Raw genomic sequence first — 21,305 nt, 5'->3', positions numbered from 1 at the left:
CACATGAGTATGAACGGCAATCTGGGGGAGCGTCTGCTGCAAAATCTCACGGTGAACGTTACCCACGCCACCCTGACCACCAAATATCCCGGCTGGAACCGTACCAATGAGACGCCAGCTTTCAACCGGCTGTATTATATCGACGGCGGCGAAGGCAAAGTCATCATCAACGGAGAAGTACACTATCCGCGTCCCGGCCAGATCATGATTATGCCCGCCGGCACTACACAGACGACCGAGACCGCTCCCGACAACCCGTATGCCCGGTATTACTGCCACTTCGACGCCCGGATTGGGGAATGGCCGCTGTTCCATTCCGCACACAAGCTCTATATCTGCGATGCCGCCGATCCAGGTGCTGCCCGCAGGATTTTCCGCGAGATGATTTCCCTATATCCCAGCAGCAGCTTCCACGCGACGCTGCGGATTCAGGCCGCGCTGCTCACGCTGATCGCCCAGTGTCTGGAGGACGGCGGATATTCTGACTTCATCAACGAATTGCTGACCAGCGACCAGACCAAGCTGGCCGGGGTGCTGAATTATATTGACGAGCGGCTCGGCCGGTCACTGGAAGTGGAAGAGCTCGCCGAGCGGGTGCACCTGCACCCGAACTATTTTATTCCCTATTTCAAGAAGTACATGGGGATGCCCCCGATGCAATATGTACAGCTGAAGCGGATGGAGTTTGCCAAACGCCAGCTTTCCTACTCCGACTTCAGCATTTCGGACATCGCAGAGCAGGTCGGCATGGAACTGGCGCATTTCTCGAAAACCTTCAAGAAAACCACCGGCGTCTCCCCGTCAGCTTACCGTAACAGCACGAAATAGCCGTGTCTTACTCCTGGAAGAACTCCGTGATCGCCGCGTTGATCTCCTGCGGAAGCTCGTGGTTGATCCCGTGGCCGACACCGGGGAAACGCCGCAGCTTCATCCTGTATTTCTCCAGCGCAGCCAACCCGCCCATCTTGGCAAAAGGGTCCGCTTCACCGGTCAGATACAGCACCTTGTCCCGGAGCCCGTCGATCTCGGCATCCGTAAAGCCCGTGACCTTATGATACCGCATGGCCATAGTGTTGAAGCCCCGCAGCAGATGGGTATAATGCTCCACGATGAGCGGATTGCCGGTAAAAGCCGCACTGTTGTCGCCGGACAATTTGAGCAGCAGCTTCCTGATGTTACGCTTCGTCGGAATCAGCGCTTCGGGCAGAAATATCTTCAGCATAGCGGACATGGGGTTCGCCTGTGCTCCGGCCGGGACGGAAGAAGCCATCGCTACCGCTCTGATGACCCTTTCCGGCCTGGCTACCATGTAATGCTGTACCAGATAGGCGCCGTTCGAAACCCCTGCAGCGTACACTCGGTCCAGTCCCAGACCATCCAGTACCTCGTCGATCCAGACGGCTTGCTCAAAATGCCCGTTATAACCGCTGTCAGGCACGCTCTTGCCGGGACCGCCCAGCGTATCCACGGCATACAGCCGGAAGTGCGCTGCCAGCGCCGCCGCATTATAAATCCACATTAATGCGGAGTCGTCGCCGACGCCATGAAACAGCACCACCGGCTGAGCCTCCGGGTTACCGAACACATGGACATGCGTGGTGCCATAACGTGTCGGCAGATCAAGCGGCTCGGTCTCTACGCCCCAGCTCGCGAGTAAGCGGTCATAGGTACTGTGAATCTTTTGCCTGGATGACTTGCTCCGGTACACTTTCATCGTAAGTTACTCCCCCATGCTCATATTGGTGTAGAAGTGATTTAACAACGCCGACAACTCGGCTCTCGCTGAACCTTTTGCCGCTTCCAGATCCAGCCCTGCACTGCCAAAAAACTTCTGAAACACAAACAAGATCAACGCCTGATATTCTCCCGCAAGAATCGCCGGATCGCCCGGCCGGATCAGTCCCCGTTCCATCATCGCCGCAAAGACCCGTGTCTGGTGCTCCTGCGGTGCTTCAAACAACAGCTGCCTGTAGAGCGCTGCCGCCTCGCTGTTCCGATGTCTCTCCAGCGTCAGCATGAGAATCAGCTTGTACATCCGCTCCTCCAGCAAATAGTGCTCCAGATAGGCAACTCCCGCCGCCACGAACAGCTCCCGCTTGATTTCGGTTATTTGCGACAAGGCCTCGCTGAAGCTGTGCTTCCGCTGATGGGTCACTTGTTCCGCCTGCTGTAGCAATGTCTGCAGAATTTCCTCTTTATTCTTAAAATGATAGTAAATCGAGCTCTCCTTAATACCGACCGCCTTGCCAATATCCCGGATCGACACGGCCCAATACCCGTCCACACTGAACTTGTCCAGCGCCGCTGCCAGAATCCGCTCCTTGGTATTCTGTTCCTGATTTATCATCTTGCAGTATACCTCCTGTATGCTGATGAGCCATTCTATGAATCATCTTTCGCTTGCCTAACACTCGTTAGATAACTCCATTCTACCTAACAGTTGTTAGGTAGGCAAGCGCAGAATTAAAGTCCGTCTATACTATTGAAGAATGCCGGTTAAGTTTGGTTATAACCGTTCTGTCCCAGGGGCAGTATGGTACACTCGTGGAGTATGGTCATTTTCCAGTTTCAGGAGGGATATTATTAACTATAACGAAGCCATTAACGTTGTTGACACTCACTTATTAACACTGATCTCGGAGTTATATGGTCTGAGTGACTATGACATCCGGCGGATCGGAGCGCATGAAGGTGGCCGGAATATCGTCTACACCTGTGAGCAGGCGGGGCTGGAGCCGCGAATTCTCCGGGTCTCTTACTTGAACGACCGGAGCCGGGAAGACATGCTGGGCGAGGTTGAATTTATCCGGTATGTATGGGGGCATGGCGGCAGCGTTCCGGATGTAATCAGCTCCATGAAGGGGAATCTGCTGGAAGAGATTACGCATGAGGGGCGAAACTATTGGATCTGCCTGTTTGCGAAGGCGCCAGGAATGAGGCTGGCTGACAACCATTACCGTTACCGGGATGGCGTTCCGATCACCGAATATTACTACAACAGCGGCAAAACCTTGGGAAAGCTGCACCAATTGTCCAAGGAGTATACAGCTGTCCATCGCCGCCATCACTTTTTCGATAAATTCAATGCGGAAACGATCAGCGAGCTCATCCCCTCCTCCTTAACCCTGCTTAAAGAGAAAATGCTGGAACTCCTCGATACTCTGCGGACCCTTGAAACAAACCGCGAGGTGTATGGGATGATCCATTTGGACTATAATGACGGCAATTATATGATTGATTTCACTACAGGGCAGATCACTGTATATGACTTCGACAATTCGTGCTTTGGCTGGTATATGTATGATCTGGCCGATCTTTGGCGGAGCGGAACGGGGTGGATTGCAGGCGAACCGGATGCCGGTATACGCAAAGCTTTTATGGACGACTACTTCAGAATAGCCCTCGAAGGCTACCGCTCGGAGACCGAAATTACAGACGCCATGCTGGAAAAGCTGCCTTTGTTCATCGACGCGCTGTTAATGGAGCAGATTATGGATGTGTTCGAATGTATGCGGAACGCCGGCGAAAGTCCGGAATGCGACGAGGAGCTGTCCTACTATATCCGGTGTCTGGAGGACGGGATTCCGTATCTGGGATTGTTCCATGAGATCTATTCGAGCGAAGAGCCGTTTGAGGCTGAGGTGCGGAGTATCTGATCAGGTGTACTATTGAGAGGAGTGTTTAACCTGTCCGATAAAAATGGCAATAAAATAGCGCTAATGATTTGGATTACCATCCTAACGGTCTATTCAGTAAACGCATTAACATCTGCACTGACCAATGAGGAATCCGTTATTGTTAGAGGTATTCCTCCCGAGCCAATTTCCCGGCAATTTTCAACGGTTCAAATCGATGAGAACACAGTGTGGGTCATTGAGGCAGACAGCCCCTTGATCAAAATCATTACGCACGACGAGGATGGCTATCATATGACGCAGACAGAAATGTCGATCCAGGATAAATAGTGATTTAGCGGGAATGAAGTCCAGAGTAGCCTAAGCCTTGCGGGTGGGTAGATGGGTGCTTTGGACTTTTTTGCGACGGTTACAGTCAATAATCGTACGCCTCGAAGCAAGTCGCTTTATAAGCTCAGGGACTGGCTTGGGCTAGATGCTGTGGTCGATTTTTCGTACACATTCGGCCCGTTTACCTCTGCACCAGCGCATTGTGGTCGGTTTTTCATACACATTCGGCCCGTTTGCCCCCGTACCTCCACATTTGTGGTCGGTTTTTCGTACACATTCGGCCCGTTTACCTCTGCACCAGCGCATTGTGGTCGGTTTTTCATACACATTCGGTCCGTTTGCCCACGAACCAGCACATTGTGGTCAGTTTTTCGTACACATTTTCAAAAAATTGATGTCCATGTCCACCATAATAAAGGATACATGGATAATGATAAAGAATACATAGCAGTGCAGAAATTATATCCGAGAGGAACGGCTTATGTTACCACAAATAGTTGAACAAACGATGAATAAGTTATGTATTTCTTTAAGCAAAAACCATTTGAAAATTGAATCCCTTTACATATACGGCTCGATTGCACTCGGAGACTTTATTGAAGGTACAAGTGACATCGACTTCATTGCAATTCTTAGTGAGCCACATTCTATGTCGGACATCCAGGCAATCTCGGCAGCTCATAAAGAGGTCGAACAGGAGTTTCCACAGACTGACATCATGGGATCCTATCTGCTCAAAAGTGATTTAGGAAAGCCACAAGCTGAAATAAGTTCTCTATTAACCTATTACAATAAACAAGTACATACAAATGGCCTTGGCTCTGATATTAATCCAGTTACGTGGTGGACCCTCAAATATCATGGCATTCAGGTGTACGGTTCTGCACAATCTTTCAACTATGAACTGGAAACAAGCACTTTGGTCAGATATGTGATGGATAACTTAAATACATATTGGCTGAACTGGATACATCGCCTGGAAGATCAGTTGGCTTTAAATCATTTATCAGACACAGAGAGTGTTACCCTACATCTGGACGAAGCCGTTGAATGGTGTACACTTGGCATGTTACGGCAGTTATATACATTGAAAGAGCATGCTATCAAGAGCAAAGTTGCCGCTGGTTACTATGGGATTACAATTATGCCTCAACAGTGGCATGAATTAATCTACGAAGCTATAAATATCAAGCGGCTGCATCCTGAACGTTTCTATCAATCAAATGAGAAGCGATTGACTGACCTTGTGGCCTTGCTTCGTTATATTCACCTTGAAGCTAATCATGTTTTTGATGAGTGGAATGTGAACTCATGAACGCCTGCAACAGACTGAACACAATACTCTGTTATTTGTTAACTTTTCTCGTTTCCATTCTATGTCTGCTTTACGCGTCGATTGTGTTTGCGTATATGCGGTTATTTGCTAACATTTCGAATTTCAATTCTGTAGCAAACCAACGTAACTATGAGCCCAAGGATTGCTACAATAAGCGCTACGGGAATATCACGTAATCTGAAAACAAAATGGTTAACTCCCAACACTAAAACACAGAGGATCTCCATTAAAATACAGCGCTTAAAAGCTTTAATTTTCTTTTCCAATTATCCCATCGCCCTCCTAACCTCTCCCTCATGCCCAATAATCAAATGCCCCCTGTATCAAAATATCAGTTTCCGCATTAACACGGGCGAGCAGTTTTTCAATATTGGATAGCTGGCCATTGGATCGTCTTTGGCGTGAATCACCAGAGGGCAGTAACAACGCTAACACCGCCATCAGAGCAAACAAAATATAAATTCACACCCCCCGCCTCCAAACAATGGTAATATAAATAATATTCTAGCATGCGAATACGGCTAAGCGATGTTATGAAAGTGCTTCTTTTGCCATTTGAATGGCTTCATCAGTTGATTATCCCTTCCAAGAAAGGTGCACCTTATGAAAATCAGATATCTACTTCAGTCACTCGTCGTCCTCCTGTTACTATTGATAGCTGCTAATTATTACTTCTCTGACCGTCTGCCCAAAGCAATGGTGAATCGTGTCATTCAAGAATCAATGGAGGGTGGGCTTTCCGACTTGGCTATTCGCAGCCAGGATAAAGAAACCCTGCAACGATTTTTCGGTAGTGAACTGGCTACAAAGGATCTGGATTACTCTGGAGACTTTACGCGAGCGAACCCTGATTTGCCTGAACTCCTCTATATCTTCGAGCACATCGATTATGATCAGAACAACAGCATTAGACAGATGATCACTGGAAATCTTGCGATTCAGATGACCCGCCAGTCTTTCTTCAAATGGAAGATCAAACAAGTTAGAATCATCAACGAACTGCAAATTAACCAGTAAGGTACCTCACTCAAATTCTCCTGACTCATTTCCACAAAAATTTATCTGCCCAAAAAGCCCAAGCACCCGAACCCTCCGGTCCGTTTGCTTGGGCTTCCTGCTTCAATTTCACTCTTGCTTACTCGTAAAATAAACCTACCGCCCCACCAGCACCCCATCCTCCAGGTGCAGCACCCGGTCGCACCACTCCAGCATGCGCTCGTCGTGGGTGACCATGACGGCGGCTTTGCCTTCGCTGCGGACCTCGCCCGCAATCATCTGCACGACTTCGCGGCCGCGTGCCAGGTCGAGGCTCGCCGTCGGCTCGTCGGCCAGCAGGATCGCCGGCTTGTTCATCCACGCCCGGGCGATGGCCACGCGCTGCTTCTCGCCGCCGGACAGCTGCTCGGGGTAATGGCCCCGCCGCTCCCAAAGGCCCAGCCGCTGCAGCAGCACCGCCGCGCGCTCCTTGGCTTCCCGGCCGCCGAGCTTGGCCTGCTTCGCCACATAGAGCAGCTGCTCCTCCACCTTAAGGTAGGGCAGGAGCTGCGCGCTTTGGAACATAAAGCCGATCCGCCGCAGCCGCAGCTCGGTCAGCTCCTGGGCGCTCTTGCCGTGCAAGGATTCCCCGTCGATGCGGATTTCCCCGCTAGTCGGTGTGAGCAGCGCACCGGCGGCGGAAAGAAACGTGCTCTTGCCTGACCCTGATGGCCCGAGCACAGCGACAAACTCACCTGAGCGGACGCTCAAATCCAGCTTTCTCAGTACAGCAAGCGTAGTATCTCCGTCGCCGTAGGTTTTTGTGACTTGCTTCATTTCCAGCATCGTACTCATGCTCCAGCCCTCCCGATTGCGGTCAATGCATCAACTTTGGCTACCCGCACAATGGAAATCAGCGCACCGAGCAGCGAAACTCCAATGAACAGCAGGCCCGTCCACACCATAGTCGGGGTTTCCAGCTGGAACGGCATAGCGTCCGGAAGACCCATGTTCATCCCGAAGGTCAGCAGCAGACTGACCGCTACACTGATGACGGACAAGAGCAGCACCTGGCAGAGTACACTCCAGGCCAGATAGGAAGTGCGGGTGCCCATCGCCTTCAGGATACCGAACTGGCTGGTCTTTTGAATCGTAATGACATAGAAGAATACGGCCAGCACAACAGCGGAAATCACGAACAGGAAAGCAATCATCATCTGCAGCGAGCTTTGTTCGGCGGAATATCCGGGAACGCTGGCGATGGCCTGTTTCTTGGTAATGGCCTCCACACTGTCCAGCCCCGAAGCAAGACCGGCTGCCTGTTCAGAAGAGGTCTTTAAGGCAATGACATTAAAGGGGGCCTCCGAAGACGGACTGCCGTTACCTGCCTGTGCACTTTGCTTCATGGCTTGCCAGTCGGCATTGTTAATGTACACCACAGGCACGTGGCTGTAAGAGCTGTCGTTCACGAAGCCGGTAACGGTCCAGGCCATCCCCGAAGCCTGATCGCGGATCGTGCTGCCGAGTGCAACGCCTGATTCCTTCAGCTTGGCGTCGGCCACGGCGCTGCCGTGGTCTTCATTGCCGAAGCTTGAGCCTTCAGAGACCTTGGGTGCAAGCAGCCCTTCCATATCGACGGCAAAAAAAGTAATATCCGTCTTCGCCTCGGCGGCATCCAAAGTAATCGTACTGGTCTGCACGCCAAGTGAGGCGGCATTGTCAGCGCCGGCCGCCTGCTTAGCAGCAGCAAACTCCTCAGTTCCGAGCTGTGAGCGCCGGAAAGCATGGCCGGCATCGTCCTGAATCAGGAAATAGCCCGCAGGCATATTCTCCAGTGCGGAGATATTCGCATAGGACAAGCCCCGGGCCAGGCCCGTAACAAAAAGGACGAGAAACGACACGAGCAGCATAATCACCATAATCAGGCTGTATCTGGCTTTGGCATGCCGCATTTCTCTTAAAGCAAGAAACATACTACCACTCCTTCTAAGCTGTATGGAACCAGTTTAGAAGCTGAACATGAACGGAGTATGAATTTGTGATTACAAGTACCAACGGCTTCGCCATACTAATAACGGGACCTAGTCTTCGACTTCTCCAATCGATTATGCTCACGCATGGCTCTCATCTGCCGGGCATGTCTTACTGCACGGCGGCTTTCTCTCGTTTTGAGCTGGCTGAGCATAATGATGAGCCCCACAATGCCCAGCACATAAGAAACAATAGGCTCGACTTCATTCCACATGTTTGCAGCAGTCAGACAAGCTACCGCGCCAATTATGGTTGCAATTATCCGCGTTGTATTCTTATTTTGCGTATCTATTAATTTTTTCTCATAGGAACTCGATAGCTTTACCCTTAAATCTCCGCTATCCATTTTATCTACTACAGAGATGAACTTCTTGGTCGTAGGAAGGACTCCTTTGAGAAGACTCTTTCCTTCATCTACAACGGTGGAAAAGACATTTCCCCGCAGATCTTTTAGCACAACCTCCTGGATGTAAGGCTTGGCAGTCCCAATCAAATCAAGCTCAGGGTCCAGTCCCAGACAGAGTCCATAAACCGTGGCCATTGCTTTCCCCAAAAATGTTGTATTGGCCGGCAACTGAAAGGGCTGAGAATAGAGGAAATCACGTAACTCTTCAGTATTGTTACCTGACGTCACGAAACTAAGGTCAAACGTATCACCGTTAATCTGTTCAAATAATAACGTAAGATTCCTGGCGAATACCTCTAAATCTACATTCCGTCTTAAAAATCTCAAGCGAGTAAGGGCATTGATGGCGCCGTGAGCATCTTTTAAATACACGGCCATCAGAAGGGCTACCATTTGCGCCTTCATATCATCGGCAATTCGTCCAACCATCCCGAAATCGATTAATGCTATGGTGCCGTCAGGCTGCACGAGAACATTGCCCGGGTGCGGGTCTGCGTGAAAGAAGCCTTCTACCAGAATCTGTTCCACGAAAATTTCCATCAAGGACTTCGCTAATTGAGTCCGATCCACACCCCAGGCATCCAGCTGGGCCAAATCGTTGATTTTTACACCCTCCAAAAACTCCATGGTTAATACTTTTGAAGTGGTATAGGACCAATGAATGCCTGGAACCACGATATCATCCCGATGGATGAACTGGAGCTGAAATTCTTCTGCATTTCGCCCCTCTTGTTGATAATCGAGCTCATCCATAACGGTATCGTAGAACTCATCATACACCGCATCGAGGTCCATGAAGTCAGCAATCTTTGTCCGGCGTTTCAATAACGAAATAGCAACCTGTATAGATTTCCAATCAATTGCAATAATATTCTCGACCCCTGGACGCATAACCTTTACTGCGACTTCTTCACCTGTTCGTAAGGTCGCCCGATGTACCTGTCCTAAGGATGCCGCTGCGATAGGAGTTGTACTAAACTCAGCAAAAATCTCGCTAATGGATACTCCGAGTTCACTCTCTAACTTTTGCTTGATCTCGGAAAAATCCACGGAATCTACGGAATCCTGCAGCTTTGACAATTCATCAATAAATTCCTTCGGTAAAATATCCACTTGCGCACTAACATGCTGCCCTAGCTTGATTATTAACCCACCCATATCCATGGCGGTTTTCGTAAAATATGTGGCCTGTTTTCGATATAAGGCTTTTGTCTTCGCTTCCAGACGCCGTCTTGAAATAAAATGCTTTTGCTTGCCCAGCCACCAGAAATCCCAGGCGAATTTAAAAATCATCCGCATGGTTCTTCGGAACCGGATATCCCTCATCAACTTAAAGAATTCGCTCATTCTTTTCCATCGACCTCAGGTTTTCTTTCATCCACCTCAGGCACTTTGCCATGCCCGAATCCATGATTATTATCTTTTTTATGCTGCATCATAAATCTCTCCTTTAATAGACACTCCATTCAATTGTATGATATTTCATACTAATCATATATTCAATGATTGTGTTGGCTAAAGCCTACACTCGATCAGTAACTGAGAGACAATTGGTCAAGGAGATCATCGCTCCATCAAGCACGTTTACTTGGGGTGAGACCGCCATTGAACCAGAAACAAAAAAATAACGGTGTAGGGATAGCCTCCCTTACGCCGTTATTTTTCTAGTTGAAATGATCTTCTCGCTGAAGAGATGCCTTGAGCTCAAGATAGAATAAGCAACCCCTCTGCGGTGTTACGATTATGACTTTTCTTAATCCACATAGTAGCCTAAGACAAGGTCAACTACGTCCTGGATATCTTGTTTCGTAGACATAGGCGTTCCAAAAGGATTGTTTTTGGCCTCCTGATAGGCCGATTCAAGGGCAGATAAGACCTCACTTAAGTTCGAAGCTGTCACTCCGGTTATACCAGCTCGAGCGAATACTTCTTCGTCAGGAGTAGGTCCTTCATTGAAAGGATTTAAATAATCATAGATTGCAGCTAAGACAATTGCCTGATTAGTCTCGTCAACAATCGCTTGAATTTGAGACAATGTTCTTGGAAGTGGTGTTAATCCGGTTTCCAATGCGTATCCGTAGGAGAAAAGGTCCTCAAATGCGACGCCCGTAATACCTGCATTGACAAAAGTCGTCACATCAACATTCGACCATGAACCCGAAGCCGATGCAGCATTGATCAAATCCAGTGCCGCTTGTTTCGTAATACCGTTAATAACCTCATTGACGATGGCTTGAATTTCTGAAACCGTCCACGGAGAGCTTCCATCAGAGTCAAGTGCATCTTGAACAGCTGATACATTGGATGTCGTAACGCCCGTAATACCGGCTTCAGCAAAAGTCGTCTCATCAACATTGATCCATGTCCCAACAGATGCATTAATTATATCTAGTGCGACATTGGATGGCGCCGGTGTCGGTGTCGGCGTCGGTGTTGGTGTCGGTGTCGGTGTCGGTGTCGGTGTCGGTGTCGGTGTCGGCGTCGGTGTTGGTGTCGGCGTCGGTGTTGGTGTTGGCGTCGGTGTTGGTGTCGGTGTCGGCGTCGGTGTCGGTGTCGGTGTCGGTGTCGGTGTCGGCGTCGGTGTCGGTGTTGGTGTTGGTGTCGGTGTCGGTGTTGGTGTCGGCGTCGGTGTTGGCGTCGGTGTCGGTGTCGGTGTTGGTGTCGGCGTCGGTGTTGGCGTCGGTGTCGGTGTCGGCGTCGGCGTCGGTGTTGGTGTCGGTGTTGGCGTCGGTGTTGGCGTCGGTGTTGGTGTTGGCGTCGGTGTTGGTGTCGGCGTCGGTGTTGGCGTCGGTGTTGGTGTTGGTGTTGGTGTTGGTGTTGGTGTTGGCGTCGGTGTCGGTGTCGGCGCTATATATTGTGATTTCGCTTCGTAGGCACCGGTAAGCAGCAAATCGCGCGTAGCATTTGTTTTGCCGCCAAACGTACCATCAGCGCCATTGGGTAACAATTTAAGCTCCAATGCCGTGGATACATAACCCTGTGCCCATTTGGATACAGTTGTATCGGTACCCGTTTTTGCTTTTGCTTCCGCGTCCTTGCCAAGCACTCGAACCAAGAATGTAGCCAACTGCTCTTTGGTCACTTTTCCAGCCGGATTATATGTACCTTCGCCATAGCCGTCCGTTATGCCGGCAGTTTTAAGTGCTTCAATGTAGGGCAGCGCATAACCATTGGCGGCATCATCCGCCTTGACATCACTGAAACTGGACGTCTTCAGATCTTTATTGACTTCAATACTCGTAATCAATGCCGCAACCTTTGCGAACTGGGCGCGGTTCATCTCCTCTTTGAGCCCAAACGTCGTATCACTGACGCCAGCGAAAATCCCAGCGCTGATCATCGCATCAAACTTTGCCTTCGTCGCCGCATCCAAATCCTTTAGATCAGTGAAGTCTGCCGAAGTCTTCGCCTCCGCATAAACCGTACTGCCAGACGCGCACATTAATAAAAACAGTAATGAAACAAGACGTTTTTTTCTCATAAATCCTTCTCCTCCTTAGGACTCTACCGTCTGGGCTAATCGTAAATGCCCCTTAAGACCCATACTTTTCTTATATCAAGATAATTATCGGCAGAATATCCCCTTATTTTTATATAAAATTTATTGGATATTACGGGTCTATATATCCGTAGGTTAAGAAGGAAGCGTTCCGATGAGCATTAAATAGAGTTTACTATTGTCCAATTGATCTGGCCGATTAAGGATGAAGAGAGTGCATGACTGAGGGAAGAAACCAGGGATATATAATTACGATTGTTGCGTTTGTTGCGATTGCGAGATTAGAGAAAGGGCCATCCCGGAAAAAGGGTGGCCCTAAAACTTGCCGCTTTAGACAGCGTGGTGAGCCCGTTACATACGGACTGGGTTATCACCTGCTACAGCAGCGGCAGTTTGACCGTAAAGCTGGTGCCTGCTCCCGGCTCGCTGGCCGCTTCGATAACGCCGCCGTGGGCAAGGACAATAGACTGGGCGATGGACAGGCCGAGACCGCTGCTGCCATGTCCCCGGGTACGGGCTTCGTCTGCTCTGTAGAAGCGGTCGAAGATCATCGGCAGCTTGGCGGGGGCAATGCCTGTCCCGGTGTCTGCCACCGTTACGGTGCAAGTATTGCCCGTTGCGGTGGCCGTTATTGTTATCGTGCCTCCTGCGGGAGTATGCCGTACCGCATTGGACAGCAGGTTCATCCACACCTGATGCAGCAGATTGGCGTCGCCCCGCAGTGTAATGTCATCCACATTCATCCGGACGGCCAGCTCGCCCTCCGTCAGCCGCCATTCCAGCAGCTGCAGAACCTGGCGCAGCTGTGGCCGCAGCTCAAAAGGCTGCTTCTGCAGCGCATTTCCGTCGTAATCCAGCGATGACAGCGTCAGCAGCTGGCTGCTGAGCCGTGCCAGCCGGCGGCTCTCCTCCTCAATGATTCCGAGATATTCGCTCCGCTGCACAGGCTCCAGCCCTTCATCCCGCAAGGCACGGGCAAAGCCTTGAATCGACGTTAGCGGCGATTCAATCTCATGCGAGACATTGGCGACGAAGTCCTGGCGTGCCCGGTTCGTGCGTTCCAGCTCGCGGCTCATCGCCATGAAATGGGAGGCCAGCTGGCCGATCTCATCGCGGCGCGCCGTATACAGCTTGATGTCGTAGCGGCCCTGGGAGATTTTCTTCGTAGCTTCGGTAAGGCGTGTAATCGGCTTCACGATATGGAAGACGGTGATCATCATAAACCACATGCTGAGCAGAATGGTGACGGCAATAATTACCGCAAAGAAGCTGCGCAGCTCCCCGAACTGCACCTCGGCATCCGGCCGCATGAAGAGCGCATAGGTATTGCCTTCAATTTGCACCGGCACCCCGATTGTATTGGTCAGCTGATTGTCGAAGAACCCCGTAATGAACGGACTGCTCGGAAAATCGGCCACACCGTGGTAAACCTCACCCGCCAGCACCTTCTCAAGCACACCCGGAGCCAGATCATTCGCGCGGAACGGCAGACCGTAGAACCGCTCGTCGCCCGCGTTGTCCGACAGATACATTTTGTAGCCGAGCGAAGCGGTACTGAGCAGGTACTCCCCTACCGATTCCGGATGGGCTTCGATGAACTGCTGTAAGCCAATGGCCATTTTGGTCAGCTTGGCGTCATTTTGCGGCTTGACCCGCTGCTGGTAATAGAGGTTGGAGGCCAGAAATCCCAGTACGCTGCTGATCAGAATGACCGAACAGAAGACAATGCACATCCGGAAATAAAGTGACTTCATGAATTCACCAGCTCCAGCTTGTAGCCGATCCCGCGGACCGTCCGGATCAGGAAATCCTCCTGCTGCCCGGCGAACCGGTCCCTTAGCCGCTTGATATGCACATCCACCGTCCGCTCGTCCCCTTCATAATCCGCCCCCCAGATCAGCTCGATCAGCTCACTGCGGGTATAGAGCCGTCCGGGAAAACGGGCGAGCTGTGCCAGCAGCTCGAACTCCTTGACCGGCAGCAGCAGTACCTCGCTCCCCACGCTGACCTCATAATTGTTGCGGTCGATGACCAGCGATTTCACGCTGATTTTGTCATCCTGGACAATGGAATACCGGCGGAACAAGGCTTTAATGCGGAACAACAGCTCCTCCGGCTCAAAAGGCTTCGTTACATAATCATCCGTCCCCATCAGGTAACCCTGCTCCTTATCGCTGAGCTGCTGACGGGCCGTCAGCAGAATAATCGGGATATCGTAATTCTCGCGGAGATAACCGCACAGCTCCAGGCCGTCCATATGCGGCATCATGACATCCACAACCGCCAGATCCGCTGCCTGCTCCTGCATCAGGGCGACGGCTTCCTGACCGTCGCCGGCCTCCTTAACCGCATAGCCCTCCCTTGTAAGCACATGCCGCAGCAGCGTGCGGATATGGACGTCATCGTCGGCAATTAGTATTTTTTTCATCAGCATTTCGCTCCCATTCTACTTGCTCATAGCTGTCCCCATCGTAGCAACATTGCTGCCTGATGACAACCGCAGACCTCTGAACGCCAGAGTTGCCAAGCATCCCGGGCGCGTAGTAAGATCGGCTTAGCTTGTTACCCGGAATACAGGAGGAACGCGCAAGATGTTGATAATTATCCCGCTGACAGGTGCGGCAGTACTCTTGATCGGCTGTCTTCTGGCTGCCCAGACTTTATATGTAACCAGACCGACAATATATCTGCCCGGCAAGTGGCAGGGCACCGTTGTCCAGCTCACCGATATCCATGGACGCATCCGGTATTTGAACGGGACACTGAGCAAGCTGGTGAACGAAATCAGGCCGGATATCGTTATGGTCACGGGAGACCTGGCATCACGAACTACGGAGTGGCCGCGCGTCCTGCGCGAACTCCGGCAAATTGACTGTCCGCATATCTGGTTCGTGCCGGGCAATTACGAGCGGGAAACCGTCTCCAAGCTGCACAAACGCACTCTTACGCTTGATGAATACACAGAATTAATGGATGTATTGCAGCAGCAAGGGATTACCGTACTGGGGAACCAGGAAGCGCAGCTGACCATCGGACAACAGAAACTGCTGGTGTACGGCTTCGACAACTCGATCTATGGCAACGAACGGATCAACACTTCGCTGAAGGCTTTAGCCGCCGATGATCCTTATGTGATTATGCTGGCCCATTCACCGACAATCATAGATACGCTCGGGGAGGAACAGCTTCACTTCGATCTGCTGCTTACCGGGCATACGCATGGCGGACAGATCCGCTTGTTCGGCCGGACGATCGGTGCTTACCGGAATTATCACGTCGGGCTGAAGCGCCTCCCGGGTAACCGGTATTTCTACATCAGCCGCGGTCTGGGTACAGTCAAAATCCCCCTGCGCCTCGGCTGTCCGCCCGAAATCGCCGTATTCAAGATCGGAGAGGAGCGCCCTTAACGCTCCTGCAGTTCAGCCGGCGGCCGGATAAACGGCTTGATGCTCTCTGCAAGCGGCACGGCTTGGCGTCCCAGGAGCTGTTCGAGGTCGGAGGAGGTAGCTCCGGTATTGATTTTCGCCAAAAAAGCATAAATCCAGTGCTGCACCGCAGGATCTTCCCGGTGCCGTACCTCCCGGCCGGCGTGCTGTGACAGCACCTCCGCCAGCTCAGTGAACCCCCAGGTCCGCGCTGCCGCCAGCTCATAGCTTCGGCCTTCATGGCCGTCCTCCGCCAGCACCAAGGCCATAGCCTGCGCCAGATCCTCCCGGATCACAGAATTAAACCTCCACTCTCCCGGTGCAGTCACCAGCTCGCCGCTGGCCATCGCCTGCCAGAGCCCGAGCACCTCCACAAAATCGGTATACAGCCCGCTCCGCAAAAAGGTATAAGCCATCCCCGATTCGGCAATCCGTTGTTCCGTCAGCGAATGGACATCCTTCCCGCCCGGACGGGGAAAGGCAAAACCGGTATACAGTAAATGCTTAACACCCGCCTCCTGCGCGGCGTGAATAACCCGGCTATGCTGCTCCAGACGCACCCCGTCATCCGGGTGAGAGCTGGAAATCAGCAGCAGCTTGTTGATTCCGCAGAAGCCACCCGGCAACGTATCGGGCCGGTCGTAATCGGCAACCCGCACTTCGATGCCACGTGCAAGCAGGCGAGCAGCCTGCTCCGGATTTCGAACGCCTGCAATAAGCTGTCCAGGATGTGTTGGGGCATGTGCAAAGTGCCGCCCTGGCGGTGTTTGGGCATCTGTTATAAGCCGCTCTTGTGGTGACCGCACATCTGCTACATCTCGCTTTAGCGGCGTTCGTACATCTGCTGCTACATCACACTCTGTCGGTGTTCGTACTCCTCCTGTGTGCCGCTCTGGCTGTATGCGTTCCGCCAGCAGCTGAAGAATCAGGCCGCCAAGACGGCCGGTGGCTCCGGTAACCATGATTTTCATGAATCATGCCTCCTTTTTCAATCAAATTATAGTTTAGCGCTTAACCATATGTCTATGAGTGTATGGGGCAACATGCCTTCAGCTATGATCACCCGCAGCTTCAACCCCTTACCCTCACCTAAAGCTCCGTCAGCTCTTCAGCTTACGCAGCAACAGTAGCAGCTGCTCTAGCTCCTGCTCGTTCAAGCGGTTCATCACACCGGCGACGGTCTGACGATTCTCCGGCAGATGCTCACAGAGCAGCGCCCGGCTTTTGTCGGTGAGCGAGATTACCGTCTTCCGCCCGTCTTCCGCATGGCCCGAACGGGCTACCAGCCCATCCTTCTCCAGCGGGAGCAGCAGCAGGCTGATATTCGCCTTGGTCACACCGATCCGCTCCGCCAGCAGCGACGGCAGCATACTGCCTCCTTGTTTGGCCATCTCCACCAGTACGCGGATACGCGCGCCGTTATGGCCTTTACTCTGCCAGTATTTTTCCGATACCGCCACTGCTGCTGCAGTAGCCTCCACCATAGCAAAGAAAGCTTCATTCGCCAAAGGCAGCCGGGTCACATAGGCTTGTAATTCATCCTCCCGCAACGGGTCCATGGTCAGCGCTCCACTCCAATATAGTTAATAACTTAACTATCAAGATAGACTACGCCTTGCTCATTGTCAATAGCGCTATTAACGGTTACAAGTAACTGGCGATACCGACTATTATTTTGAAGGCTTTACGCTGTTTGCGTTGGTGTTTACAGCCTTCCTTACTGTCCATAATCCACACTCGGCGCCCGATCCATACCCTGACATAGCAGGAATGGTATTTTACAGGGCCGGCCAGCCCCTTCTGCTCCGTTTCCGTACCGTCCGGCCACTCCGTCTCTGTTCTGAGCAGCCAGCGGTTGCCGATGCCGCATTCGATATATTTCAGCGATATTCCCCCATTCCTAACAACTACTCCCGCATTTTGCTTGCAACCCTTTACGCCCAAAAAAACAGCTCCTGCAATATCCGGTAATACCGCAGGAGCTTCTGCTACATTCTCAATATTCGTCCTGTCCCGGACTAAGCTTACGCTTTGGCCAACACCGTATGCGCCGGACGTGCCTCTTCACTGTAAGATTTGCTGCCCTCCGGCAGCAGCTCCAGCTTGATCAGCTCGGAACGGCTGGCCAGACGGATCGGCGGGCCCCAGGTTCCGTAACCGGAAGAGACGATAACATGCAGCTTCTCCTTGAGCAGATAACCCCAGTCCAGCTCGAACAGCCGTCTGGTAATAAAATGGTTGGGGGCGATTTGTCCCCGGTGGGTGTGCCCCGACAGCAGAACATCCACACCCGCTTCCGCTGCGGCTGCGAACCCTGTCGGCTGATGGTCCAGCATAATGACCGGGCGCGTAAGATCGAGTCCCTCCATCAGCGCTGCTACGCTCATGCGGCCGCCTTCCAGCGACTCGGCTGTCTTGTCCTTGCGGCCGACGATATACATGCCTCCCGCTTCAACCACTTCATCCTGCAGCACCTTGATTCCGATGCTCTCCATCACCCGGCTGTATTCGGCGATCGAGCCGCCGTAGTATTCATGATTGCCAAGAACGGCATAGACACCATGCTTGGCCTTAAGCTGCTTCAGCTGCTCACTCATGCCGTTGCGCAGGAACGGCTCGATGCTATCATCCAGCACATCGCCAGCCAGCAGAATGAGCTCGGGCTGCATGGCATTGATCTCGGCCACCATCCGGCGCAGGTGGCGGTTGCCGACAATGTTGCCCAGATGCAGGTCGGATGCCACAGCAACGGTAACCGGCTTGCTCGAACCTGTCTGCTTGGCGATGCGGAGCGGATGCTCGCGGATCACTGTGCTCCAGGCATTGCGGGAGCCCCAGAGCAGGAAGACGGCGAGCAGCAGGAGATCGGTAATGCCCGCTTCCGTCACAAATGCGGAGCGGCCAACCCCGGCGAGCCCCAGCAGCCAATACAACAGGTCGGTGACCGGAAGTATGATCAACGCGAACTCCATACAGGCCAGGTAATAGGAGCCTATCACCTTGAACAGCCTGCCGGCAGGCTTGATCGCCTGTGGCCATGGCAGCATGCCGATGACGTAAGCGAAGGCGATAATCATAAACACCGTCCAGTAGATTCCTGCAGAGATTCCAGGCAGCCAATGATCCAGCGCTGTCCATAGATGCCAGCCGATATAATAATTTATGAGACCAAGGATCAGCAGCACCACCGTACCCGATACAATATAACGCAATGCTTTCATTTCCCCACTCCTTTGGCACGTAGCCCCTATACGGGTTCTACCCCAAATCATACCACAAACTGTTTACCCGGTATAAACTGCGGTAAGGCTCTCGGTACACAAAAAAGAAAATGCCCTGCGGCATTCTCCTGTACGTTCAGTTTAATTTATACGGCTTCGTTGCCTTTGCGGGAAGAGATACATTCCCCGATCAGCATATCGCATTTATGAATATGGTTAATGAGCCAGTCGGTCAATGTGCGGTTGAGCTTGATGGTGGACAGGACCGAGACTCCCTTAGTCTTGATGCTCTCTTCCAGGTCCAGTACGGTCTGTACAAATTCGGCATGTGTCTTGCGGTGTTCAGCCAGCTCAGGGAAATCAATCTCCTCCATTAATGCCTCTTCGCTGCCGAAATGCTCGATTGTGTAATCCTTGAGGAATTTCAGTGTCTCTTCAATTTTCTCTTTACCCTGCTGATTGGTGCATGCGTCAAAAAACTCGTTCAATTTTACAAGCAGCTGTCTGTGTTGGCAGTCAATCTTCTCTACGCCGATATCATACGTTTCTTTCCACTCTATCATTGACTCACTCACCCTACCCTTTACCAAATAATTGCAAATTGAGAGACATACTTTATTTTCCCTTTTTCCCCATGAAAGTTCTGTTAACAACATCACACGACAAAATAATTGCTGCAGTTGGGTCAGCAGTGATAGCCCAAGACCAAATAAAGTCTGTTAGCTCAACGCCTTCCTTTGTAAGAACACTAAATTAATCATTGTGCTACTGTGGTTCGACTCATTTAAGTTCATAATAAAACCTCCCTTTAGAAGCTCCTAAATCTCGTTTGCTTCTGAGGAGAGGTTTTAATTGGCCTGCCGTATTTAACAGCGTTTTCTGTCACTTCAAAAGATCTTGATAATTGGGGGGAACGTCATTCTTATTGGGTCCTCTAAGATGTTCAAATTCTTTGAGTTCAACTCCATAGGGTGAGATCCGATATGTAAAAACATCTTCGCCGACAGGGATATGTGGGCCAATTGTTGGATGCACATCAAGTGTGATCAATAAATCAAAACCACGGAAACCATTAACCCTTTCTGTATGCTTCACATCAACAAAATAAGGATAAATATCGGGTTGACCCGGTACTGAAAATACATTTGAGTATACCTCTTCAAGTTTATCTTGCATATTCGGTAGTAGAATCAAAACGAGCATATCTTGAAGTTGCAGTTCTCTTGAGTCCTCAAGCGGCTTCTTCTCAACTGTATTGGAAAATGGTGTTTGTGTTCCACCCAATGAGATTAGGATTACAAAGCAGATTAAAAGCTTCAAAAGCCGTTATCCTTCTTTCATCTTAATTACCAACAAATTTTAATATATCCAATAAAGGAATGTATATTCATTTATGTATTCTGCATGTTAGCTGGTTATATGCAGTCGCTCATACTAATATCTGCTGGCTTGAATAATCCTTAGTTCTCTTTATTTTTGTCGTTTGTTAACTTCAATCCTAATAAACTCCGGTAAGTAGCTGGGAGTACATCCTTTTGATACTATTTCATCTTTGTAAAGACCCGTTTTCTCACCAAGTTTAATACAACGTGCACGATTCTTTTCATCATAAACGCCTATCCAGCCTGCGGTGAAATTCATAGCCCATTGTACTTCCGGTTCTTCCTGGGTAATATTAGCCTCTATTGTAGATATTAAGTCTGCGCTGTTAGCAGGCGGTGTCTGTCCAGTCCATCTCAATCGCGCTTGATAATACCAGAAAGCCCGCCTTTGAAGAGCAGAAGGGCTATTTTCCCATGACTCCATTAATGCAATTGTCTTCTTGTCTTTGGTGAGCTGATTAGCCAGTAACCAATCCAATAAGTTATTTCGCTCATCGAATGCGTGAATCTGCATATCCTTATCAAGCCTATTTAGCACATCTTCGGAAAGAAGTTTTTTGTCCATAATTAAGATTGCCAACAGTCTGGGCATAAACTCTTCGGTTGCCCAAAGCTCCATAGCTAGTTCGTGGTCTTTTTTAATGTCCTTTGCAATTTTTCGCAAGTCGCCTAGCTTAGTTTTACTATTAATCTGAGACAGAATCTGTTCTGCTTTTGAAGAACGTTTTATTTCTGAGCCTTTATTTTCATTCATTTTATACAACTCCTTTATTAAAGCACTTTTTCATAATATGTCCTTCCAACCAGTATTGCAAAATAAGCCCATTACGCCAATGCCTATTGACTTATTTAAATACCATTCCCGCAATCTTCGAGAATACCTTCGTTAAATATCCTGACCGTTGTTTAATGATGGCATAGCCAGTCTACAACAGCCGGGAGTATAATGATCTGGAAATCGAAGCCTGCTGCATAGCCCAGAAACCGACCAACAAAAAACACAGCTGATATACAGCTGTGCTTCATAAATTTTACGAATATGGAGGAGTTAAGATGAACGGAGAC

20 protein-coding genes are annotated in these 21,305 nt (G+C 50.6%); 5 read left to right on the top strand and 15 right to left on the bottom strand.

The genetic code is table 11. The features are described from left to right. Positions 1-3 precede the first annotated feature (3 nt). Positions 4-828 carry an AraC family transcriptional regulator gene (locus tag F1379_RS21575; RefSeq protein ID WP_150273829.1) on the top strand — a complete coding sequence of 275 codons (825 nt, stop codon included), beginning with the start codon at positions 4-6 and terminating at the stop codon, positions 826-828. Positions 829-835: 7 nt separating this feature from the next. Here F1379_RS21575 and F1379_RS21570 read toward each other — a convergent pair whose 3' ends face one another. Further along, entirely contained in the window at positions 836-1,714 is an 879-nt protein-coding gene (locus F1379_RS21570; protein ID WP_150273827.1) for an alpha/beta fold hydrolase, read from the bottom strand. Positions 1,715-1,720: 6 nt separating this feature from the next. Continuing rightward, positions 1,721-2,347, bottom strand: coding sequence for a TetR/AcrR family transcriptional regulator (locus F1379_RS21565; RefSeq protein ID WP_150273825.1), 627 nt, complete (start codon positions 2,345-2,347; stop codon positions 1,721-1,723). 232 nt (positions 2,348-2,579) lie between these two features. Here F1379_RS21565 and F1379_RS21560 point away from each other — a divergent pair, with 232 nt between their 5' ends. The 3 genes from F1379_RS21560 (at position 2,580) to F1379_RS21550 (ending at position 6,318) form a co-directional block, all read left to right on the top strand. Further along, positions 2,580-3,656, top strand: coding sequence for a phosphotransferase enzyme family protein (locus F1379_RS21560; protein WP_239004765.1), 1,077 nt, complete (start codon positions 2,580-2,582; stop codon positions 3,654-3,656). Between the two features lie 790 nt (positions 3,657-4,446). Continuing rightward, positions 4,447-5,280 carry a nucleotidyltransferase domain-containing protein gene (locus tag F1379_RS21555; RefSeq protein WP_150273823.1) on the top strand — a complete coding sequence of 278 codons (834 nt, stop codon included), beginning with the start codon at positions 4,447-4,449 and terminating at the stop codon, positions 5,278-5,280. A 624-nt stretch (positions 5,281-5,904) separates the two neighbouring features. Beyond that, positions 5,905-6,318, top strand: a complete 414-nt coding sequence (locus F1379_RS21550; RefSeq protein WP_150273821.1) for a hypothetical protein — start codon at positions 5,905-5,907, stop codon at positions 6,316-6,318. Positions 6,319-6,453: 135 nt separating this feature from the next. On the opposite strand, the gene F1379_RS21545 is transcribed toward F1379_RS21550, so the two are convergent. The 6 genes from F1379_RS21545 to F1379_RS21515 all read right to left on the bottom strand — a co-directional run bounded on the left by F1379_RS21545 (position 6,454) and on the right by F1379_RS21515 (position 14,640). Further along, positions 6,454-7,131 carry an ABC transporter ATP-binding protein gene (locus F1379_RS21545; protein WP_150273819.1) on the bottom strand — a complete coding sequence of 226 codons (678 nt, stop codon included), beginning with the start codon at positions 7,129-7,131 and terminating at the stop codon, positions 6,454-6,456. After that, on the bottom strand, positions 7,128-8,249 hold the full coding sequence (locus F1379_RS21540; RefSeq protein WP_150273816.1) for an ABC transporter permease: 1,122 nt from the start codon (positions 8,247-8,249) through the stop codon (positions 7,128-7,130). The genes F1379_RS21545 and F1379_RS21540 overlap by 4 nt, the downstream gene beginning before the upstream one ends. A 95-nt stretch (positions 8,250-8,344) precedes the next feature. Continuing rightward, entirely contained in the window at positions 8,345-10,060 is a 1,716-nt protein-coding gene (locus F1379_RS21535; protein WP_150273814.1) for an ABC1 kinase family protein, read from the bottom strand. Between the two features lie 406 nt (positions 10,061-10,466). After that, positions 10,467-12,155, bottom strand: coding sequence for an S-layer homology domain-containing protein (locus tag F1379_RS30070; protein ID WP_239004761.1), 1,689 nt, complete (start codon positions 12,153-12,155; stop codon positions 10,467-10,469). 434 nt (positions 12,156-12,589) lie between these two features. Continuing rightward, entirely contained in the window at positions 12,590-13,966 is a 1,377-nt protein-coding gene (locus tag F1379_RS21520; protein WP_150273811.1) for a sensor histidine kinase, read from the bottom strand. Beyond that, the gene (locus tag F1379_RS21515; protein WP_150273810.1) at positions 13,963-14,640 is read right to left on the bottom strand and encodes a response regulator transcription factor; all 678 of its coding nucleotides are present in this window, start codon (positions 14,638-14,640) and stop codon (positions 13,963-13,965) included. The genes F1379_RS21520 and F1379_RS21515 overlap by 4 nt, the downstream gene beginning before the upstream one ends. 163 nt (positions 14,641-14,803) lie before the next feature. Between F1379_RS21515 and F1379_RS21510 the strand changes: the two genes are divergently transcribed. Further along, complete coding sequence (locus F1379_RS21510; protein WP_150273808.1) at positions 14,804-15,619, top strand: metallophosphoesterase; 816 nt, start codon at positions 14,804-14,806, stop codon at positions 15,617-15,619. Here the strand turns inward: F1379_RS21510 and F1379_RS21505 are convergent. The 7 genes from F1379_RS21505 to F1379_RS21475 all read right to left on the bottom strand — a co-directional run bounded on the left by F1379_RS21505 (position 15,616) and on the right by F1379_RS21475 (position 20,994). Further along, positions 15,616-16,608, bottom strand: coding sequence for an NAD(P)H-binding protein (locus tag F1379_RS21505; protein ID WP_150273805.1), 993 nt, complete (start codon positions 16,606-16,608; stop codon positions 15,616-15,618). The two genes, F1379_RS21510 and F1379_RS21505, sit on opposite strands and share 4 nt — an antisense overlap. Positions 16,609-16,737: 129 nt before the next feature. Further along, positions 16,738-17,196: a MarR family winged helix-turn-helix transcriptional regulator gene (locus F1379_RS21500; RefSeq protein WP_150273803.1), complete on the bottom strand. Its 459-nt coding sequence runs from the start codon at positions 17,194-17,196 to the stop codon at positions 16,738-16,740. A gap of 85 nt (positions 17,197-17,281) precedes the next feature. Continuing rightward, positions 17,282-17,521 (bottom strand): DUF3977 family protein, encoded by a 240-nt coding sequence (locus F1379_RS21495; RefSeq protein ID WP_150274034.1) that lies wholly within the window; start codon positions 17,519-17,521, stop codon positions 17,282-17,284. 140 nt (positions 17,522-17,661) lie between these two features. Beyond that, positions 17,662-18,858 carry a metallophosphoesterase gene (locus tag F1379_RS21490; RefSeq protein ID WP_150273801.1) on the bottom strand — a complete coding sequence of 399 codons (1,197 nt, stop codon included), beginning with the start codon at positions 18,856-18,858 and terminating at the stop codon, positions 17,662-17,664. A gap of 146 nt (positions 18,859-19,004) precedes the next feature. After that, the gene (locus F1379_RS21485) at positions 19,005-19,421 is read right to left on the bottom strand and encodes a bacteriohemerythrin (RefSeq protein ID WP_150273799.1); all 417 of its coding nucleotides are present in this window, start codon (positions 19,419-19,421) and stop codon (positions 19,005-19,007) included. A gap of 319 nt (positions 19,422-19,740) precedes the next feature. After that, positions 19,741-20,178, bottom strand: a complete 438-nt coding sequence (locus tag F1379_RS21480) for a DUF3888 domain-containing protein (RefSeq protein WP_150273797.1) — start codon at positions 20,176-20,178, stop codon at positions 19,741-19,743. Positions 20,179-20,328: 150 nt separating this feature from the next. Continuing rightward, complete coding sequence (locus tag F1379_RS21475) at positions 20,329-20,994, bottom strand: DNA alkylation repair protein (protein ID WP_150273794.1); 666 nt, start codon at positions 20,992-20,994, stop codon at positions 20,329-20,331. Between the last annotated feature and the right edge of the window lie 311 nt (positions 20,995-21,305).

The organism is Paenibacillus tepidiphilus (genome assembly GCF_008635795.1).
In the GTDB taxonomy this organism is placed as follows: Bacteria; Bacillota; Bacilli; order Paenibacillales; family Paenibacillaceae; genus Paenibacillus_AQ; species Paenibacillus_AQ tepidiphilus.
This window is presented reverse-complemented; position numbering and strand designations above follow the sequence as displayed.

Excerpts from the sequence above, each read along its gene's own strand:
- F1379_RS21500 (WP_150273803.1), bottom strand. The coding sequence starts at position 17,196 with ATGGACCCGTTGCGGGAGGATGAATTACAAGCCTATGTGACCCGGCTG.
- F1379_RS21540 (WP_150273816.1), bottom strand. The coding sequence starts at position 8,249 with ATGTTTCTTGCTTTAAGAGAAATGCGGCATGCCAAAGCCAGATACAGC.
- F1379_RS21535 (WP_150273814.1), bottom strand. The coding sequence starts at position 10,060 with ATGAGCGAATTCTTTAAGTTGATGAGGGATATCCGGTTCCGAAGAACC.
- F1379_RS21550 (WP_150273821.1), top strand. The coding sequence starts at position 5,905 with ATGAAAATCAGATATCTACTTCAGTCACTCGTCGTCCTCCTGTTACTA.
- F1379_RS21555 (WP_150273823.1), top strand. The coding sequence starts at position 4,447 with ATGTTACCACAAATAGTTGAACAAACGATGAATAAGTTATGTATTTCT.
- F1379_RS21545 (WP_150273819.1), bottom strand. The coding sequence starts at position 7,131 with ATGAGTACGATGCTGGAAATGAAGCAAGTCACAAAAACCTACGGCGAC.
- F1379_RS21515 (WP_150273810.1), bottom strand. The coding sequence starts at position 14,640 with ATGAAAAAAATACTAATTGCCGACGATGACGTCCATATCCGCACGCTG.
- F1379_RS21565 (WP_150273825.1), bottom strand. The coding sequence starts at position 2,347 with ATGATAAATCAGGAACAGAATACCAAGGAGCGGATTCTGGCAGCGGCG.
- F1379_RS21485 (WP_150273799.1), bottom strand. The coding sequence starts at position 19,421 with ATGATAGAGTGGAAAGAAACGTATGATATCGGCGTAGAGAAGATTGAC.
- F1379_RS21520 (WP_150273811.1), bottom strand. The coding sequence starts at position 13,966 with ATGAAGTCACTTTATTTCCGGATGTGCATTGTCTTCTGTTCGGTCATT.
- F1379_RS21505 (WP_150273805.1), bottom strand. The coding sequence starts at position 16,608 with ATGAAAATCATGGTTACCGGAGCCACCGGCCGTCTTGGCGGCCTGATT.
- F1379_RS21510 (WP_150273808.1), top strand. The coding sequence starts at position 14,804 with ATGTTGATAATTATCCCGCTGACAGGTGCGGCAGTACTCTTGATCGGC.
- F1379_RS21575 (WP_150273829.1), top strand. The coding sequence starts at position 4 with ATGAGTATGAACGGCAATCTGGGGGAGCGTCTGCTGCAAAATCTCACG.
- F1379_RS21570 (WP_150273827.1), bottom strand. The coding sequence starts at position 1,714 with ATGAAAGTGTACCGGAGCAAGTCATCCAGGCAAAAGATTCACAGTACC.
- F1379_RS30070 (WP_239004761.1), bottom strand. The coding sequence starts at position 12,155 with ATGTGCGCGTCTGGCAGTACGGTTTATGCGGAGGCGAAGACTTCGGCA.
- F1379_RS21475 (WP_150273794.1), bottom strand. The coding sequence starts at position 20,994 with ATGAATGAAAATAAAGGCTCAGAAATAAAACGTTCTTCAAAAGCAGAA.
- F1379_RS21490 (WP_150273801.1), bottom strand. The coding sequence starts at position 18,858 with ATGAAAGCATTGCGTTATATTGTATCGGGTACGGTGGTGCTGCTGATC.